At 73.0% G+C, this 16,868-nt stretch carries 17 protein-coding genes; 6 read left to right on the forward strand and 11 right to left on the reverse strand.

Translation table 11 applies throughout. From position 1 onward, the window contains the following. Positions 1-11 precede the first annotated feature (11 nt). Positions 12-668 carry an HAD family hydrolase gene (locus HL652_RS09605; protein WP_171705127.1) on the forward strand — a complete coding sequence of 219 codons (657 nt, stop codon included), beginning with the start codon at positions 12-14 and terminating at the stop codon, positions 666-668. A 6-nt stretch (positions 669-674) separates the two neighbouring features. On the opposite strand, the gene HL652_RS09610 is transcribed toward HL652_RS09605, so the two are convergent. Next, complete coding sequence (locus HL652_RS09610; RefSeq protein WP_171705128.1) at positions 675-1,571, reverse strand: LysR family transcriptional regulator; 897 nt, start codon at positions 1,569-1,571, stop codon at positions 675-677. Positions 1,572-1,671: 100 nt separating this feature from the next. Here HL652_RS09610 and HL652_RS09615 point away from each other — a divergent pair, with 100 nt between their 5' ends. Both HL652_RS09615 and HL652_RS09620 read left to right on the forward strand, forming a co-directional pair. Beyond that, positions 1,672-3,120 carry an MFS transporter gene (locus HL652_RS09615; RefSeq protein ID WP_305848745.1) on the forward strand — a complete coding sequence of 483 codons (1,449 nt, stop codon included), beginning with the start codon at positions 1,672-1,674 and terminating at the stop codon, positions 3,118-3,120. Beyond that, positions 3,117-3,902 carry a 3-hydroxybutyrate dehydrogenase gene (locus HL652_RS09620; RefSeq protein ID WP_171705129.1) on the forward strand — a complete coding sequence of 262 codons (786 nt, stop codon included), beginning with the start codon at positions 3,117-3,119 and terminating at the stop codon, positions 3,900-3,902. Before HL652_RS09615 ends, HL652_RS09620 begins: the two co-directional genes overlap by 4 nt. Before the next feature lie 203 nt (positions 3,903-4,105). Here the strand turns inward: HL652_RS09620 and HL652_RS09625 are convergent, their stop codons facing one another. Continuing rightward, positions 4,106-4,720, reverse strand: coding sequence for a GIY-YIG nuclease family protein (locus HL652_RS09625; protein ID WP_171705130.1), 615 nt, complete (start codon positions 4,718-4,720; stop codon positions 4,106-4,108). Between the two features lie 142 nt (positions 4,721-4,862). Between HL652_RS09625 and HL652_RS22035 the strand changes: the two genes are divergently transcribed. Together HL652_RS22035 and HL652_RS09635 are read left to right on the forward strand one after the other, a co-directional pair. Next, positions 4,863-6,359 carry a hypothetical protein gene (locus HL652_RS22035; protein WP_371743626.1) on the forward strand — a complete coding sequence of 499 codons (1,497 nt, stop codon included), beginning with the start codon at positions 4,863-4,865 and terminating at the stop codon, positions 6,357-6,359. Between the two features lie 9 nt (positions 6,360-6,368). Further along, positions 6,369-7,073 carry a DnaJ family domain-containing protein gene (locus tag HL652_RS09635; RefSeq protein WP_171705131.1) on the forward strand — a complete coding sequence of 235 codons (705 nt, stop codon included), beginning with the start codon at positions 6,369-6,371 and terminating at the stop codon, positions 7,071-7,073. 132 nt (positions 7,074-7,205) lie between these two features. On the opposite strand, the gene HL652_RS09640 is transcribed toward HL652_RS09635, so the two are convergent. The 9 genes from HL652_RS09640 to HL652_RS09680 form a co-directional block, all read right to left on the reverse strand. Continuing rightward, positions 7,206-7,721 carry an SRPBCC family protein gene (locus tag HL652_RS09640; RefSeq protein ID WP_171705132.1) on the reverse strand — a complete coding sequence of 172 codons (516 nt, stop codon included), beginning with the start codon at positions 7,719-7,721 and terminating at the stop codon, positions 7,206-7,208. A 1-nt stretch (position 7,722) separates the two neighbouring features. After that, a complete protein-coding gene (locus tag HL652_RS09645; protein WP_171705133.1) occupies positions 7,723-8,064 on the reverse strand; it encodes an ArsR/SmtB family transcription factor in 342 nt (113 codons plus the stop codon). 51 nt (positions 8,065-8,115) lie between these two features. Continuing rightward, entirely contained in the window at positions 8,116-10,341 is a 2,226-nt protein-coding gene (locus HL652_RS09650; RefSeq protein ID WP_171705134.1) for an acyltransferase family protein, read from the reverse strand. A gap of 12 nt (positions 10,342-10,353) precedes the next feature. Continuing rightward, positions 10,354-10,992: a signal peptidase I gene (locus HL652_RS09655; protein ID WP_171705135.1), complete on the reverse strand. Its 639-nt coding sequence runs from the start codon at positions 10,990-10,992 to the stop codon at positions 10,354-10,356. Then, positions 10,989-11,807, reverse strand: coding sequence for a hypothetical protein (locus tag HL652_RS09660; RefSeq protein ID WP_171705136.1), 819 nt, complete (start codon positions 11,805-11,807; stop codon positions 10,989-10,991). Before HL652_RS09660 ends, HL652_RS09655 begins: the two co-directional genes overlap by 4 nt. Before the next feature lie 11 nt (positions 11,808-11,818). Next, positions 11,819-12,766, reverse strand: coding sequence for a hypothetical protein (locus tag HL652_RS09665; RefSeq protein ID WP_171705137.1), 948 nt, complete (start codon positions 12,764-12,766; stop codon positions 11,819-11,821). Continuing rightward, entirely contained in the window at positions 12,763-13,356 is a 594-nt protein-coding gene (locus tag HL652_RS09670; protein ID WP_171705138.1) for a hypothetical protein, read from the reverse strand. Before HL652_RS09670 ends, HL652_RS09665 begins: the two co-directional genes overlap by 4 nt. 19 nt (positions 13,357-13,375) lie before the next feature. Further along, entirely contained in the window at positions 13,376-13,954 is a 579-nt protein-coding gene (locus tag HL652_RS09675; RefSeq protein WP_171705139.1) for an alternate-type signal peptide domain-containing protein, read from the reverse strand. Between the two features lie 235 nt (positions 13,955-14,189). Beyond that, positions 14,190-15,884, reverse strand: a complete 1,695-nt coding sequence (locus tag HL652_RS09680) for a CYTH and CHAD domain-containing protein (RefSeq protein ID WP_171705140.1) — start codon at positions 15,882-15,884, stop codon at positions 14,190-14,192. A gap of 68 nt (positions 15,885-15,952) precedes the next feature. On the opposite strand from HL652_RS09680, the gene HL652_RS09685 reads away from it, so the two are divergent. Beyond that, positions 15,953-16,867, forward strand: coding sequence for an aminotransferase class IV (locus HL652_RS09685; protein ID WP_171705141.1), 915 nt, complete (start codon positions 15,953-15,955; stop codon positions 16,865-16,867). Position 16,868: the final 1 nt, after the last annotated feature.

The following is a 16,868-nucleotide window of genomic DNA, read 5'->3' on the forward strand; positions in this document are numbered from 1 at the left end:
AGACTCGAACGGTGCTGCTCCTGCTCGACCTCGACAACACCCTCCTCGACCGGGCCGGCGCCTTCGCGCTCTGGGCCGAACGCTTCGCCGCGGAGTTCGCTCTGGGCGACGGCGCGGTCGCGTGGATCGTCGCCGCAGACCGCAACGGCCACACCCCGCGCCCCGAACTCGCCGCGGCCATCGTCTCGCACTGGCAGCTCGAGCTCGAGCCGGCGGCTCTCGTCGAGCGGCTCGTCTACGAGCACGTCGACACCATCGCGGTCTACGACGGGGTCGCCGAGCGACTGCACCGGCTCGCCGACTCCGGAGTCGTGCTCGTCATCGTGACGAACGGGCCGGTCGAGCAGCAGAGCCGCAAGATCAGGCGCACGGGCATCGACGAGCGGATGCTCGGCACCGTCATCTCCGAAGCGGTCGGCGTGAAGAAGCCCGAGCGGGGCATCTTCGACGCGGCGTTCGAGCTCGCCGGGGGCGCGCATCCGGAGACCTGGATGGTCGGAGACGATGTCGTGAACGACATGCACGGCGGCCGGGCGCTCGGCCTGCGCACGGGCTGGGTGTCGCACGGCGCCGCCTGGACGGAGTCGTGGCGGCCCACGGTGGCGGCGGAGACCCCCGCCGAGGTGCTCGACCTGATCGCCGGGAGCGGGCACCCCCGCCACGCCTGACGCGCCTCAGCCGACGCTCCCGCGCAGCTCCCCGGCCATCTCGCGGGTGCGGCGGCGCACCGCCTCCACCACGGCGGCGACGGCCGGCTGCGCCAGCGAGTCGGGCCGCAGCACCATCCAGTAGGGCAGCACCTCGGCGACCTCCTGCGGCAGCACGCGCACCAGGTCGGCGTGGCGATCGGCGACGAAGCACGGCAGGAAGCCGATGCCCGCGCCGGCGCGGGTCGCCTCGACGTGCACGAACACGTTCGTCGAGCTGAGCGAGTCGCGCATCGCGGGCACGAGTCTGCGGGGCGCGTCGAGGTCGTCGACCTGCAGCATGGAGTCGATGAAGTAGACCAGCGGATGCGCGGCGAGATCGTCGATCGTGCGCGGCTCCCCGTGGCGGTCGAGGTACTCGCGGCAGGCGTACATACCGAGCACGTACTCCCCGAGCAGCACGGCCTCGGCACGGTGCACCTGCGGCCGGCCGACCACCACCTCGATGTCGAGACCGGAGCGCTGCTGGAGCGCGCGCCGGGTGACGGTGACGAGCTCGACCCTGAGCTGCGGATGCTCGCGCTGCAGGGCGGCGACGGCCGGCGCGGCGATGAGGGCGCTGAAACCGTCGGTCGCCGACATGCGCACCACTCCCGACAGACTCGGGGTGGCGGCCTCGGAGTCGAGGGAGCCCACCGCCTGCTCCACCTCCTCGGCCGCGCGCACGGCGCGTCTGCCCAGCTCGGTGAGCTCCCAGCCGCCCGCGGCACGCGAGAGCACGCGGCCACCGAGGGCCCGCTCGAGCGCGGCGATGCGGCGCGAGACGGTGGTGTGGTTCTGGCCCAGCGCGTCGGCAGCCGAGGTGAAGCGGCCGGTGCGTGACACGGCGAGCAGCACGAGGAGATCCTGCGGATCGGGCTTCATTCTGCAATTATGCACATCGGGTGTTCGGATTTGACCATTGCTCACCCCGAGATGTGCACGAATACTCGTTGCAGTCAACGACGACCAGCAAGGAGTCACCGTGAGCGTCAATCCCACAGTCACCCGATCAGCCCCCGCCGACAGGGGCGTGCCCGCGCCGACCGGCCTCAAGAAGGTCGTCGCCGCCTCGATGGTCGGCACGGTCGTCGAGTGGTACGAGTTCTTCCTCTACGCCACGGCGGCGAGCCTCGTCTTCGGCACGGTGTTCTTCCCGAACGCCGGCACCAAGCTCGACGGCATCATCGCCGCCTTCCTCACCTACGCTGTCGGGTTCGTCGCCCGTCCGCTCGGCGGCATCGTGTTCGGGCAGATCGGCGACCGCCTCGGCCGCAAGCACACCCTTCAGGTGACCATCGTGCTCATCGGCGTCGCCACCTTCCTCATCGGCTGCCTTCCCGGCTTCGACACCATCGGCTACTGGGCGCCGGCGCTGCTCGTCGCGCTGCGCTTCATCCAGGGCTTCGCCCTCGGCGGCGAGTGGGGCGGAGCCGTGCTGCTGGTCGCCGAGCAGAGCCCCGACCGCTCGCGCGGCTTCTGGGCGAGCTGGCCGCAAGCCGCCGTGCCGGTGGGCAACCTGCTCGCCACACTCGTGCTCCTCATCCTCTCGACCGCGCTGCCCGCCGGCCAGTTCCTCGGCTGGGGCTGGCGCGTCGCGTTCTGGATCTCGGCGGTGATCGTGCTGGTGGGCTACTACATCCGCACCCACGTCAATGAGGCACCCATCTTCCTCGAGGCGCGCGCCGAGATGGAGGAGGAGAAGGCGAGCTCCTACGGGGTGTTCGAGGTGCTGCGGCGCTACCCGAAGGGCGTGCTCAAGGCGATGGGGCTGCGCTTCGCGGAGAACATCCTCTACTACCTCATCGTGAGCTTCTCGATCGTCTACCTCACCACGGTGCACGAGTACGCCACGAGTCAGCTGCTGCTGGCGCTGCTCATCGCGCACGCGGTGCACTTCGCCGTCATCCCGCTGGTCGGCCGGCTCTCCGACCGCATCGGGCGGAAGCCGGTGTACTTCGCCGGAGCCGTGCTCGGCGCGAGCTGGGCGTTCTTCGCCTTCCCGATGTTCGACACGCTGAACCCCGTGCTCATCGTGCTCGCGGTGACGATCGGCCTGTGCTTCCACGCGCTCATGTACGCCGGGCAGCCGGCCATCATGGCCGAGATGTTCCCCACCCGCATGCGGTACTCGGGGGTGTCGCTCGGCTACCAGGTCACCTCCATCGTGGCGGGCTCGCTCGCGCCCATCATCGCCTCGGCGCTGCTGCAGCAGTACCACGAGTGGTTGCCGGTGGCGCTGTACCTGCTCGCCGCCTGCGCGGTCACGGCCGTCACAGTGCTCACGCTGCGCGAGACGCGGGGCGCGTCGTTGCGGGCTGTCGACGAGGCCGACGCCATCCGGTTCGCCGCCGCGCGGGGACTCGGGTCGGGCGGGGCGCGGGGGTCGGGCGGCTCACGGGGGTCGGGCGGCTCGCGGGGGTCGCGGGCATGACGAACCCGGAGCGCTCCCTGACGCTCCGGGGGCGCACAGCGCTCGTCACGGGCGGGGCCGGCGGCATCGGGGCCGCCGCCGCCCGTGAACTCGCGGGGCTCGGCGCGCGCGTGGTGGTCGCCGATCGCGACGGGGCTGCCGCCGGGCGGCTCGCCGACGAGCTCGACGGGGCGTCGTGGCAGGTCGATCTCGCCGAACTCGACGCGCCGGCGTTCGCTGACGAGGCGTTGCGGGAGCGGCTGGGCGACGTCGACATCCTCGTCAACAACGCCGGGCTGCAGCACGTGGCACCCATCGCGGAGTTCGGGCGGGAGGAGTACCGGCGCATCCTCGCGGTGATGCTCGAAGCGCCCTTCCTGCTCGTGCGGGCCGCGCTGCCCGGCATGTACGAGCGCGGCTTCGGGAGAGTCATCAACGTCTCGTCGGTGCACGGACTGCGCGCCTCGCCGTTCAAGAGCGCCTACGTCGCGGCCAAGCACGGCCTAGAGGGGTTCTCGAAGGTGGTCGCGCTCGAGGGCGGCCCGCACGGGGTGACGAGCAGCTGCGTGAACCCCGGGTACGTGCGCACCGCGCTCGTGGAACAGCAGATCGCCCAGCAGTCGGCGTTGCACGGCATCCCGCCCCAGCAGGTGCTCGAGCGGGTGCTCCTCGCCGAGAGCGCGGTGAAGCGCCTCGTCGAGCCGGCCGAGGTCGCGTCGCTCATCGGCTGGCTCGCCTCCCCCGCCGCCGCCATGGTCACCGGCTCCAGCTACACCATGGACGGCGGCTGGACCGCCCACTGAGCGCCGCTCGCCCGCCGGCCGTTGCCGTGCGATGGTGCTCCCGCGCTGACACCGGCGGGGCGACCTCGTGAGGCCGAGCGCGCATCCATCGGCCGCTGGGGCCTGAGATGAGGCAGGCGCGCGAGCCGCACCCGCGGCGGGCCGCCTCGTGACGCCGTGCGCTCATCCGTCTACCGCCGTAGCGGGGCGCGGAGCGGCGCCGGTCACGAGCGGAGGGCGAGGGCCTCGCTGCGCCAGCGGGTGTGGAGTTCCCAGGGGTCGACGCGGTCGGCGCGGAGCGCCTCGATGTGGGCGAGGAGGGCGGGGTCGCGCTCGAACCACTCGCGGCCCGCCCGGCAGGCGGCGAACTCGCGATGGCGTCGTTGCTCGAGGGCGCGGCCGCCGCGCTCGAAGGCAAGGAGTTCGTCGTGGGCGATCTGCGCCAGGCGGGCCCGCGGGTTGGAGGAGGTGCCGATCTTCACCAGGCCCCGCGAGGCGAGGTAGTACACGACATCGACCCGCACCGGCCCCACGTCGTCGTCGGGAATTTCGCCGTGCCGCCACTCGCACACCGCGCACAGCCACCCCGTCGCGTAGCGCACCCCGAGCCGCGATCCGCAGGCGATGCACGGCGACGGCAGCGGATCGGTCACGCCCACCTCCCCCACCACCGCCTCATGGGCGAGCAGCAGGTGCCGACGGCACAGGACGAGACCGGCGGATGCGCCCAGCGGGTCGCCCGGCTCACCGCACGGCGCCGAGGGGGTCGCGTCGGCGCCGTACTCGACGACACCGCATCGGGGCTCGAGGCGCCCGGGGGTCTCAGCCGGCTCGGACATCGCATCTCCTTCCTCGGGCCGAGGATACGCGCGGCCACCGACACCGCCGCCCGATGCCCGACAGGGCGAGAACGGATGTCGGTGGCCGCGGCTATCGTCGCGCGGGAGGGCGCGAGGGCGTCCGAGACGGGAGGAGCGGGTCGTGCCGGAGAACATCGAGGCCTGGTGGAGCAGGAGGCAGCGCTCCAAGGGTGTCAAGGTGCCCTACCCGGTGGGCAGCTACCGCGAGGCGTGGGCGCCCTACGCGGTGCTGAAGCGGCAGTACCATCCCGACCTCAACCGGGGTATCACGCTCACGCAGATCCCTCCCGCCGCCGACGTGTACCTCACCTGGCAGTGCGAGGTGGGGCACTACTTCATCGCCACCCCCGCCGAGCAGCGCAGCCGGCCCGGGGGCGGAGTGCGCCGCCGCTCGGTGTGGTGCACCCTCTGCACGCTGCTCGCCAACCCGCCGCGCATCGCCCCCGCCAAGCCGCCGGTGGCCGAGCGCGCTCCCGGTTCCCCACTCTCCGCGTTGGGAGCACCGGCACCCGCTCGAGCCGCCCCGCCGAAACCACCCTCGCGCCGTCGACGTGCGGCGACGGGTCTGCCGTCATCACACGCGGATGCGACCGGGAACCCGGGCGTGCAGGGAACCGCGGGCAGCCAAGGCACTCGCGACACCACAGGCAGCCGAGGCACGCAGGGCATCGCGAGCAGCCGAGGCACGCACGGCACCACGAGCAGCCGAGGCACCCACGGGACCGTGGGCAGCCGGGGCACGCAGGGCACCGCGGGCAGCCGGGGTGCGCCGGGCACCGTGGGCGGCCGGGGCACGCAGGGGTCCGCGGGCAGCCGAGGCATGCAAGGAACCACGGGCAGCCGGGATGCGCATGACACCGCAGGCAGCCAGGACACAAAGGGCACCGCAGGCAGCCAGGGCACAGAGGGCACCGTGGGCGGCCGGGGCACGCCGGGGTCCGCGGGCAGCCGGGGCACTCATGGGACCACGGGCGGTGGCCCGGGCACCACGGCGGCGCGCCCGGACTGGGCCGGTGGGCGGGGTCGGGCGGCGGGTGTGCCGCGGGTTGAGAGTGCGACGCCGAGTCCGGGGGCGGCGGTTCCGGGGAGCATCGCGTGGCTGGAGTCGTCGGGAGCGGTGATCGACGAGGTGCCGACGGTGCGTGCTCCCGGCCAGGCGTTCTGGAGCGCTCGCGCTCCGAAGCCCGCCTCGGCGGCCGAGGCCGAGCTACGGCAGCGCCTCGGCGCCCGGCTCGATCTCGATCTCGGGTTGAACGCGATCGCCGTGCGACAGCCGTTCTTCGGCAAGCTCGAGGTGTGGCCCGACTTCGTTCTCGCCGAGCTGGCGGTGGCCGTCGAGTTCGACACACCGGGCCGCTTCGGGCTCGAGCACCTCGGCTCGCGCCTCGACGTCGACCGGCGCAAAGACCGCCTGCTGCGCGCCGTGGGGTGGGAGGTGGTGCGCATCCGGTGCGGTTCGCTGCCTCTGCTCGGCGAGCACGACATCGCGGCGTCGGGAGTGTCGGCGCGACTCGTCGATCGCCTGCTCGACACGCTGCGGGAGGTGCGCGGCCCCTTCCTCGTCGACGCCTACCTGTGCGAACCCGAGGCAAAGCGGGCAGCCGGCGAGCGCGCCTAGGCTGGAACCATGGTGAGACGCAGGCCGCCGAACGACGCGAGGTTGAGCGCTGCGCGCTACCGCGTTCAGCAGGTCGCGCCGGTCGGCGACGACAGTGAGAGCGACGAGACCTCCGCGAACGGCGGGGCAGCGGCATCCGTCGGCGCCCACGGCGACCGCGCCCGCACCGGCCTCGGCACGGCGGGCCAGCAGGCCGGCGAGGAGGCCGATGCGGGCGCCCCCACGATGGAGCAGCGCGCGGCGGTCGTCGAGATCGCCATCACGCAGGCGATGCGGCGCGGCGACTTCGATGATCTTCCGGGCGCGGGCAAACCGCTGGCCGGACTGGGGAGCACCTACGATCCCGACTGGTGGATCCGCCAGAAGATCGAGCGCGAACGTCTCACCGGGCTGGGCCCTCCCGCGCTGACGCTCCGCACCGAGCACGCCGAGCTCGACGCCCGCCTCGACACCCTCGGCAGCGAGCACGAGGTGCGCGAGGTGCTCCTCGACTTCAACCGCCGCGTGATCGAGGCCCGTCGCCAGCTGCTCGGCGGCCCTCCCGTCGTCACCCCGACGCGCGATGTCGATCCCGAGCTCGAGGCCTGGTCAGCCCGTCGCGCCGCCCGCCGCCGCGAGGCCGAACTCGCGCGCGCCCGCGCCGAGGAGGAATGGTCACGCCTCACCCGCCGCGAACGCCGCGCCGCCCGCCGCAACGGCACCGCCCCACGCTGACCCCTCCCGGCTCGGCGCCGGCGCCGCCCCCGAACACGGGCAGCACCCACCCCCCGCACCCACCGCCGCGCCCACCGGCCGGGCGCCTGCGCCCTGCGCCCTGCGCCCGGCGCCCTGCGCCGGAGCGGCGGCTCAGCCCCGCTCGACGAGCGCCGCCAGCTGCGCCGCGACCGTGCCCCACCCGTCGGCGAAGCCGGCCTCGTCGTGCATGTCGCGGTCGGCCCGGTCTTTGTGGAGCACCCTGGCCCGGTACTCCGTGCCGTCGGGATGCTCCACGAACTCGATCACCGCGGTCATGAACCCGTCGGCCGCAGGGCGCCATCCGCCGGCGAGCATCGTGGTGAAGACGATGCGCTCGTGGTCGCGCACGTCGAGGATGCACCCGGTGACGTGCGGCCGGAACCCCTCGCCGTCGTCGCTCATGAGCGTCGTGAAGGCCCCGCCCGGCCGCAGCTCGAGCGCCTCGACCCGGCACAGCGACGGCGCGGGAAGCCACCACTGCTCCAGCTGGCGCGGATCGGTCCAGGCCCGCCACACCACGTCGCGCGGCGCCCGGATGACCCGGCTGAAGCCCAGATCGCGCTCGGGGTCGAACCGTCCCGGCCCGCTGGTCTCATCGGCCGCCGCGGTGGCAAGGGTCTCGGTCATCTCAGTCATCCTCTCCTCGTGCCTGCGCGACGGCGAACGCCTCGAGCCGGTCGGTCTGCTCCTCCCACGCGGCCCTCTCCCCCCGCAGCCAGTTCTCCACCTCGCCGAAGCTCTTCTTCTCGAGCGTGCAGAACCGCACCCGTCCGCGTTTGACGGTACGGATGCATCCGCTCTCTTCGAGCACCCTCACGTGCTTGAGAAAAGAGGGAAGGGCCATGGCGAACGGCTCGGCGAGGTCGGTGACGCTCGCCGGCCCCCTGCCGAGACGACGCAGCACCGCCCGGCGCGTGGGGTCGGACAGCGCGTGGAACAGTCCGTCGAGCCGGTCGGAAGAGTTAGCCATAAGGCAAACTAACATCGAGCGACAGTGAGCCGCAAGGCTATCTTTCGGCGGCTAGTACAGTCCCTGCGAGGCGAGCTCCCAGCGGATGGCGGGCGCGACCTTCTCGGCATAGGCCGGGGTGAGGTGCACCTGGTCGTAGCGGGTGGGCACCGTTCCGGCGAAGGCCGGGCAGTATCCCTGAGCACAGCTGAAGCCGAGCGAGCTCACGTAGTGGTCGCCCGCTCCCGCCGCCGCGAGGGCGGCCTGGGTGGCCGACTCGAAGTCGTACCAGGCCTGGTCGACTCCGGTCATGCAGTTCTGCGGGCTGGTGACGGGCGAGTAGCAGGCGCCGAGGTTCGCGCCGAGCGGCGGCGGCGCGAGCTGCACGACGCGCCCGGGTACCTGGTAGGAGGCCGCCTCAGCCAGGGTCGACGCGACGATCTCGGTCGCCGACAGCGGGCGGCGCTCGGGCGTGGTGCCGAGCGCGTAGGCGTTCGACATCACCACGAGGCGCGGCTGGTCGGCGGCGATCATCGCCCGCACGTCGGCCTTGCGCTGTTCGCACCACTGCATGACGCCGTCGCCGTCGTTCTGCACCGCCACCTGCGTGAAGCGGCAGCCGTACAGCCCGATCGCGGTCACCCGCCACCGGCCCTCGCTCTGCTCGGCGAGCGCCTTGAACGCGGGGGCGTACGACAGGGCCGTCGAGTCGCCGACGAGGTAGAGGTGGTTCGGCGCGTCGCCGCTCCCCCAGGTGCAGCCGCCCTGGTCGGGCGTGGGCCCCGGGGTGAAGCAGTCGCGCGCCGGGTTGTGACTGGAGTTGTCGCTGATCGCCTGGTCGAGCGAGGGCGAGAGGTCGCCCGGCCACGCGGTGGCGGCGGCTGCCGCATACAGCTGGGTCTGCAGCTCGTCTTCGGGATTCACGGATGCCGGGGCCGCCGCATCACCCGCCCCTGCGGCGTTCTCTCCACCCGCGTCGCTCTGGTCACTCGGGGAGCCGGCCGCAGCATCCGGGGCCTGCCCGTCGGGGGTCTGCACGACCGGGGCGTTCGGCAGGAGCGCGGCGAGCGGCCCCTCCCCCTTCACCCCGAGCTGCACCACGACGGTCGCCGCGATGACGAGCACCACGAGCGCGGCGCCGGAGAGCATCGCCTGGGCGCCGAAGCGGTCGCGCCACTCCTGCCATGACTTCGCCCGTGTCTCGGCGGGGGTGCCGCGCGGCGACTGGGGTGCCCGGTGCAGGGGTTGCTCGACCAGGAAGTACGACAGCAGCGAGATGACGATCACCAGCCCGAGCACGACGAGCGTGGTGGCGAGGGAGGCGGGCAGCAGCAGGGTGACGAAGACGAGCACCGGGAAGTGCCAGAGGTAGAGCGAGTACGACACGTCGCCGACGAAGCTGGTGACCGGGTTCACGATAGGCACGAGGTGCCGTTGGGCTCCCACGGTGGAGCCGGCCGGCGCGAGGCCCGCCACCACCACGGCGACCGTGGCGAGCACCGGGGCGGCGGCCCACGGCCCCGGGAAGGCCAGCGAGGAGTCGATCAGCAGCATCGAGGCGACCACCCCGAGGAGGCCCGCCCAGCCGAGCAGCACCCGGGCGCCGAACGGCATGCGGGCGAACAGCGGGGCGGCCACGGCGACCAGCCCGCCGGCGCCGAGTTCCCAGACGCGGGTGAGGGTCGAGAAGTACGCGGTGGTGGGGGCGGCGCTGCTCTGCCAGAGGGCGAAGACGAAGGATGCGGTGACGATGACGGCGAGTACGGCACCCAGGGTGGGTCGCAGTCGGGACCCACGGGCGCCACCCGACCGCAGCACCACCGCCACCACGATGAGCACCACGAGCGGCCACACCAGGTAGAACTGCTCCTCGACCGAGAGGGTCCAGAAGTGCTGCAGCGGCGAGACGGCGGCACCCGCCGAGAAGTAGTCGGTGCCCTCGGCGGCGAAGCGCCAGTTCGACACGAGGAGGAGCGCGGAGACGGCGTCTCCGACGGTGCTCCAGAACCTGGGCTGGTTGAACAGGAACCAGGCGGTGACGGTGGTGGCGACGAGCACGAGCACGGCGGCCGGGGCGATGCGCCGCACCCTCCTGCCGAAGAACCCGGTGAGCGAGACCCGACCGGTGCGCTCGGCCTCGCGCAGCAGCAGGCCGGTGATGAGGAAGCCGGAGAGCACGAAGAAGACGTCGACCCCCACGAAGCCGCCCGACGGCCAGCCGAGAACGTGGTCGAGGATGACGGCGATGACGGCGAGGGCCCTGAGCCCCTGGATGTCGTGACGAACCTGAGACTTCATGGCTCGGGAAGCTTAGCGCGTAGCGCGACGCCCTTTTCGCCGGTCGAGAACGCTCGATAGCACCATCCATCCGGCGTACCCGAACAGCAGGGTCACGGCCACCGGGACGATCACCGAGCGTGCCTCCCCGTTCACCGCCTGGTTCACCCAGCCGAGCAGCGGGATGCTGTACCAGAGCGTTCCCACCACCTGCACCTCGCGCACCGGCTTCTCGTCGACGGCGTCGTTGTTGTCGCCCTTGGTGACGAACTCGATCTCGCCCCGGGAGCTCATCGACTTCTCGACGACGCGGTGGCTGACGACCCCGGGCTTGCCCGATTCGATCTGGTAGGTCAGCACGTCTCCCAACCGGATGTCCTGCGCCGGCATCGGTCGCACCACGACGAGGGTGCCGGGTGGGAACCCGGGCTCCATCGACGAGGTGAGCACGGTGAGCGCGCGACCCCCGACCAGGAGCGGGAGCAGGATGGTGAGCACCGCGAGCACGAGCACCAGCACGAGCGACGCGGCGCTGAGCGCGACGCCCACGTAGTGCAGCAGCGACCGCGAGCCGGGGCCCTGGTCGCTGCGGCCCTGGGTGCGGGCGCGGTGCCGCGCGGGCGGCGTGGCACGGTGCCTGGCGTCGGTGACGAACTCGCCCGCCGCGGTCACCCCGGCCGCCCCTCGCGCTGGGTCGGCACGGCGGCCTCTGCGCCCCGAGGGCTTCTCGCGGTGCGGCGGCGGCGCACAGAGGCGAGCGCTGCAGCGCCGGCGACCACACCCACCGATCCGGCCATCGCGAGCGCCACCGCCGCGAGGCCGGTCGCGGCGATCGGATCGCCCGCCCCCGCCGAGGGCCGGTCAGGCAGAGCGGGCACCACGGCGCCGCCCGCGCAGTCGTCGGAGCCGGCGGTGGGATCGGCGGGGTCGCGCAGACCGGCCACGAGGTCGAAACCCGCCTCGGCGTCGTGGCCGGTGCGACCTGTCGCCGACGCCGCGAAGGTCACGGAGATCTGCAGCGCCACCGTCTCCCCGGGGTCGAGCTGCCCGCCGGAGAGCAGCACCGCACACTCCGCCCCTCGCGCGAGCGGAACGGCGTCGGTGCTCGACGGGGCGAGCTCCGCGCCCCCGGCCGGCGCGGCCACACCGGCCGGCTCTGCCGAGAGCAGCAGCTCCTCGGCGAAGGCGGCGCTGGTCCACCAGCCGTCGACGACGCTGAGTCTCAGCACGCCGGGGAGCTCGCCCGAGTTCCGCACCCAGAGCGTGCGGGTGACGCTGTCGCCGGGAACGACGGTCGGCGCTGCCTGGAACAGCGGGAGGTCGAGCGAGCGCGAGAAGCGGGCCCCGTCGGAGCTCACCTCCACCCCCGATTCCGTCGTCGTCGCCGCTGCCGCGCCGGTGCCGCCGGCCGCCCCCACGAGGGTCGCCATCAGCAGCACCCCTGTGATCAGCACGACGGTCAGCAGCGTGTGACGCACCCCGCGCATCCGCTCGCCTCTCATGTGCCGCACGTCACGTTGAGCAGCACGCTGTAGTTCGCGTTGCGGGTCACCCCGGTCGACGTGGTGCCGTAGGTGGTCTCGTTGGCGGTGATGGTGATGGGGATGCTGCCCGCCGACAGCACCGTCGAGAGCCCGAGCTGCAGCGACCCGATGTCGACCTGGGGTCTCGTCGAGCCGGACGGCTGCGCCACCGTGGTGATGACCGTCGTGGTGCCCGAGACGGTGCGGCTCACCGTGTACGTGGTGGCACCGGGCACCTGCGCCCACGAGAACCGGGCGACGTCGCCCACACCGAGGATGGTGACGTTGGCGCACTGCAGATCGGTGGGCGGGCCGATGCGGTAGACGCTCTGGGTGAAGCCGGGGGTGGTTCCGGCGGTCGCCGTCCAGAGTCCGACGGATCCCGTGAGGGCGAAGCTCGCCGTGAGCGACAGGCCCTGCGACTGGGCGACGCTCGTGCTGAGGCGGGTGGCCGCGCAGAGGGTGAGGGTGGTGCCGGGGGCGACTGAGGAGAAGGCGCCCGGGAGCGAGGGTGTGGAGGCGAGGGTGCCGACAGTGGTTCCCGAGCCGGGAACGGATGCGGCGCACACCCCGGCGGCGCCGGTTCCGAGCCAGTAGGTCAGCGAGACGGCAGTCGCGGGGAGCGTGCCCGTGGTGGTGACGGCGACGCCGAAGGTCAGCGGCGAAGTGCCCGTGTTCTGGAAGGTGAACGGAACGATGGCCGGGCTCTGGTTCGCCGGGAGGGTAGCCGCGCTGAACTTGTATTCGAAGGTCGTCGCGCTTCCCCCGCCCGCGCTGACGGTCGCCGTCGCCACGTTCGCGGTGGCCGCGAGGGGAAGGGCTGGTGCCGTCCAGAGTGCTGCGGCGCCGATGTCGGCGGCGCCGACGAGGAAGACGAGGGCGAACACACCGAGCGTGAGCCGCAGCAGGCGTCGGCCGTTCACGGCTGCCTCCCGTCGATGTTCACGGTGAAGGTGGTGCCTGCCAGCCCTTTGGACGCATCCGGAGCGGTCGTCGGCAGTTCGGCGATGACGCAGAGCACGCCGCTCGCCTGCTTGGCCAGCGTGAGCGGCAGGTCGGTGGTGGTCGCCGCGGCGAAGGTGCCGCTCCACGTGGTGGTGCTCGACGTCGTGCACGCGGCGATCGAGCTGACCACGCCGATGCGGATGACGAGGGCCTGCGAGAACGCGGTCGACGCGCTGGTGCGGGTGAGGCCGGCGGCGCGCACGACGAGCGGCACGTCGCCGGTGTTCTGCACGACCGCGGCCGCCGCCACCTTCGCACCCGGGTACAGGGCCGTCGTGGGAAGGGCGAGCGGGGTGGTGACGGAGAGCGTCGCGGTGCCCGCGGTGATGGTGCCGCCGCCGGTGCTGCGAGACGCGTTGAGGAACGCGTAGGTGGCACCGGAGGCGGCGACGCCGAGCGCCACCGCCGCTGCGACCGCGGTGGTGGCCATCAGCATCCGTACGCCGAGCGACCGGGCCACCCCGCTGGGGGCGGCCCGGGCGTGCCGCGGCGAGAGAGCCGTGGTCACGGGGAACTCCTCGATGGTGCTACTGGATCTGGCTGAGGTTGACCGCCATGTTGTCGAGCACGGCGGTGCCCAGCTTCGCGTCGTTGTTGCTGCCCGCGGTGCCGTAGGGGAACGGCACCGTGACGGTGACCACGACCGGCACGTTGGTGAGTCCGGAGGCTCCCGCGGTGATGGTGTAGGTGGGGCTCGTGCCCGAGATCGCCGGGTTGCTCGCGGTGAGGGACACCGTGCTGTTGGCCGTGAGGTAGCCGACCAGCGCCGTGTCGGCGGCGGTGGGCGTCGCGGGCGTGTGGATCGCGTTCGATGCGAGGCTCAGGGTCGCCTTGAGGTTCTGGCCGACGGCGGTGACGAGCAGGGTGTCGGTGTAGGTCAGCGTGTCGCCGGGCACGATCTTGTAGGTCGAGAGGTTGACGGTGGTGCCGTTCTGGTCTTTCCAGACCCCGGCGGCTCCGTCGTCGGCCACCACGAGGTTGCCGGCGCTGATCGTGCCGCCCGTGACGGCGGCTGTCGAGTTCCAGAACGCGAAGGTTCCGGCGCCTCCCAGGAGGAGGACCAGGCCGGCGGCTCCGGCGATCGCGCCCTTGGCGAGCTTGTTCATTGCTGTGCTGTCCTTCCGTGCCATGTTCCGGCACACGTGCGCGACACTCGTCGCAGAGCGGGTGATGCATCGAGTGTCGGAAATCCCGCACAGCAGACGGGACATGGGGGTGCTTCATGGCGCGCGCACGACGCCTCCTGTCGCGCAGGTCATGCACTCCCCTCGCATGGGGGACAGCGATCGGCGGGGGGTGAGAAGCGGATGCTCGCGCAGGATGTCGGTCGGCCCCGGATGCTCAGACGGTGCGCCTCAGCTCCCGCCTGGCGTCGTCGGCGAGGGCGAGCGCTCTGGCCGCCTGGTCGCTCGCCCGCTGGTGGAGCACCCCGTAGGTGAACGACGACTCCCCCGCCGCGTCGGCGCGCTGGGCGGTGAGCAGCACGAAGTCGGCGAACAGGGAGGCGTCGCGGTGCCAGCCCAGCGCATCCTGCAGCTCTTCGGCGGCGTCGGCGATGCGCTCGCCGCGGCCCCCCAGCGTGCTCGCCGGCGCGGTGTCGGCGAACTCGACGGTGTAGCGCAGTCGCCGGGCCGCCTTGCGCGAGGCGTGCAGGGCCGCGAGGGCGCGCGCCGCCTCGACCGGGTCGACGTCGTCGACGCGGCGGGCGTGCTTCGGCGTCACCGTGCGCTTCAGCGCCCTGGAGGCCTCCTTGCCGGCAACCTTGCGCGAGAACTTCTTCGGCGACGACGGACTCGAGGGGTCGTCGCTGAGCAGCGGCGGCACGGGGCCGTCGAGCAGGGCGTCGAGTTCGTCGAGCAGCCGGTAGTAGGGGGTGTCGCTCATCGCGGCGACGAGGCGGCGGTGGGCGTCGGCGTGCTCGGCCCGGGTGTCGTCGACGAGGCGTCGGCGGGCGTCGGCGTCGACAACACCCCGGTCGGCCTCGACCTCGGCGAGCGCGTCGGCAGCCCACCGGGCCCGCACCTCGAGGTCACGGGTCTCGCCGAGCAGGGCACCGAGGCGGGAGAGGGCGTCGCGGAGGCGGTCAAGGTGCGCGTCGTCGAAGAGGGCCCGGTGCGAGGCCAGCACCGAGCGGAGCCGCCGCACGACGACGCGCAGGCGGTGCACGGCGTCGTCGTCGTCGGCACGCACCCGGGGGTCGAGGTCGACGATCTGGGTCGCGAGATCGCGCACCCCCGCGAGCACCACGGCCGCGGCGGGGGTGAGGGCGGACTCGACGGTGCGGGCGGGCGCGGCGGGTGCGGCGTTGCCGGGCTGCTCCTCCGTGCCGCCCAACCCGGTGCGGCCCAGCGCCTGCGCGAGCTTCGACACGCTCGGCGACACCTCGGCGCCCGCGGCGAGCAGCAGTGCGGCCGCCTCCTCGAGCAGGGCGGCGCGCTTCTTCGGCGTTCCAGGCGCCGCCTCGCCGAGCTCGACCTCCCACTCGCGCCACGCACGCGCCACGCCCGCACGGGCGTCGCTCGCGACGACGCGGTCGTCGGCGAGCTCGATCACGACCCTCCCGTCGGCGTCGAGCAGATTCGTGACGGCACGGGTGGTCGAGATGCGCGCGAGCGGGGTGAGCCGGTGGTCGCGCACGTGCACGCGCACGGCGTCGAGCACCTCCTGCGGCACCTCGGTCGCCACACCGGTCTGCGCGGGCTCAGGATGGTCGGTGTCGGCATCGGCGCGCTCGGAGGGGGCGGCCTGCTGCACGGCGGGCGGCTCTACCGCGAGCGGCCACTGCAGCTCGGTGCGGCCCTCCGCCGCGGGCAGCTTCACATGCCAGCCCTCGTCGTGCCCACCTTGGCGGCGTCGCAGGGCGATGCGGCGACGGGCGAGCGCGAGGGAGTCGGTGTCGTAGTAGACGGCCTCCAGCACCACCGGGTCGAGGTGCTCGACCGATTCCACCGCACCGATGCCGGTGAGCTCGGGCACCGGCCTGTCGTCGCCGATGGAGAACTTCTGCTCGATCTCGGTCTGCACGGTGTGGGCCATCGTTCCGGTCTACCTCTTCACGGCGCGTTCCGCCCCAGGGGCGGGATCATACGGAGGACACTGGGAGCGTGTCGGCCCCCGTACTCATTCTGGTCACCCGGCCCGTCGAGGTCGAACCCGGCGGTGAGCCCGGCGAGGCGAACGCGAGCGCGTCAGCCGCGCCCCACCGGCTCGCCGACGTGACCGAGCCGCAGCTCAGCGTGCTCGACCTCGGCGTGACGCGCGGCGACGGCGTGTTCGAGAGCGTACGCGTGGGCCCGTCGGGCTCCCCCGACCTCGAGGCCCACCTGCGGCGTTTCGTCGTCTCGGCGAGCCTGCTCGACCTTCCCACCCCCGACCTCGCGGTGTGGCGACAGGCCTTCGCCGCCGCCGTCACCGAGGCCCGCCGGCGCTTCGCCGACGACGAGGTGCTCGGAGTGAAGCTCGTGCTCACCCGGGGCATCGAGGGCCGAGGCCTGCCCACCGCCTGGGTGCTCGCCCAGCCCGCCCCCGACCACACGGCCGTGCGCCGCGACGGCGTCGCCGCGATCACGCTCGACCGCGGCTACCGGCACGACGCCGGCGCCACCTCGCCGTGGCTGCTGCTCGGAGCGAAGACGCTCTCCTACGAGGTGGCCGCGGCCGCGACGAGGGAGGCGGCGCGGCGGGGTGCCCGCGAGGTGGTCTTCGTGAGCTCCGACGGTTTCGTGCTCGAGGCCCCGACCTCGAGCGTCGTGGTGCGGTTCGGCGACCGCGTGGTCTCCCCGCCCGCCGAGGTCGGCATCATCGCCGGCACCACGGTCACCCGGGCACTCGACTTCTTCGCCCGACGCGGCTTCGAGACGGCCGAGGAGCGCATCCCGGTCGCCGACCTCGCCCGAGCAGACGCGATCTGGCTCGTCTCGAGCGTGCGCCAAGCCGTGCCCCTCACCGCCCTCGACGGCCGCCCCCTCGCCCTCGACCCCACCCTCACGGCTGCCCTCAACACCCACCTGGGCGAGTAGC

Source organism: Herbiconiux sp. SALV-R1 (assembly GCF_013113715.1).
Classification (GTDB): domain Bacteria; phylum Actinomycetota; class Actinomycetes; order Actinomycetales; family Microbacteriaceae; genus Herbiconiux.

Bases quoted from the DNA above. Each gene is read 5' to 3' on its own strand.
- HL652_RS09610 (WP_171705128.1), bottom strand. From the start codon at position 1,571: ATGAAGCCCGATCCGCAGGATCTCCTCGTGCTGCTCGCCGTGTCACGC.
- HL652_RS09620 (WP_171705129.1), top strand. From the start codon at position 3,117: ATGACGAACCCGGAGCGCTCCCTGACGCTCCGGGGGCGCACAGCGCTC.
- HL652_RS09625 (WP_171705130.1), bottom strand. From the start codon at position 4,720: ATGTCCGAGCCGGCTGAGACCCCCGGGCGCCTCGAGCCCCGATGCGGT.
- HL652_RS09635 (WP_171705131.1), top strand. From the start codon at position 6,369: ATGGTGAGACGCAGGCCGCCGAACGACGCGAGGTTGAGCGCTGCGCGC.
- HL652_RS09640 (WP_171705132.1), bottom strand. From the start codon at position 7,721: ATGACCGAGACCCTTGCCACCGCGGCGGCCGATGAGACCAGCGGGCCG.
- HL652_RS09645 (WP_171705133.1), bottom strand. From the start codon at position 8,064: ATGGCTAACTCTTCCGACCGGCTCGACGGACTGTTCCACGCGCTGTCC.
- HL652_RS09650 (WP_171705134.1), bottom strand. From the start codon at position 10,341: ATGAAGTCTCAGGTTCGTCACGACATCCAGGGGCTCAGGGCCCTCGCC.
- HL652_RS09660 (WP_171705136.1), bottom strand. From the start codon at position 11,807: ATGCGCGGGGTGCGTCACACGCTGCTGACCGTCGTGCTGATCACAGGG.
- HL652_RS09675 (WP_171705139.1), bottom strand. From the start codon at position 13,954: ATGAACAAGCTCGCCAAGGGCGCGATCGCCGGAGCCGCCGGCCTGGTC.
- HL652_RS09680 (WP_171705140.1), bottom strand. From the start codon at position 15,884: ATGGCCCACACCGTGCAGACCGAGATCGAGCAGAAGTTCTCCATCGGC.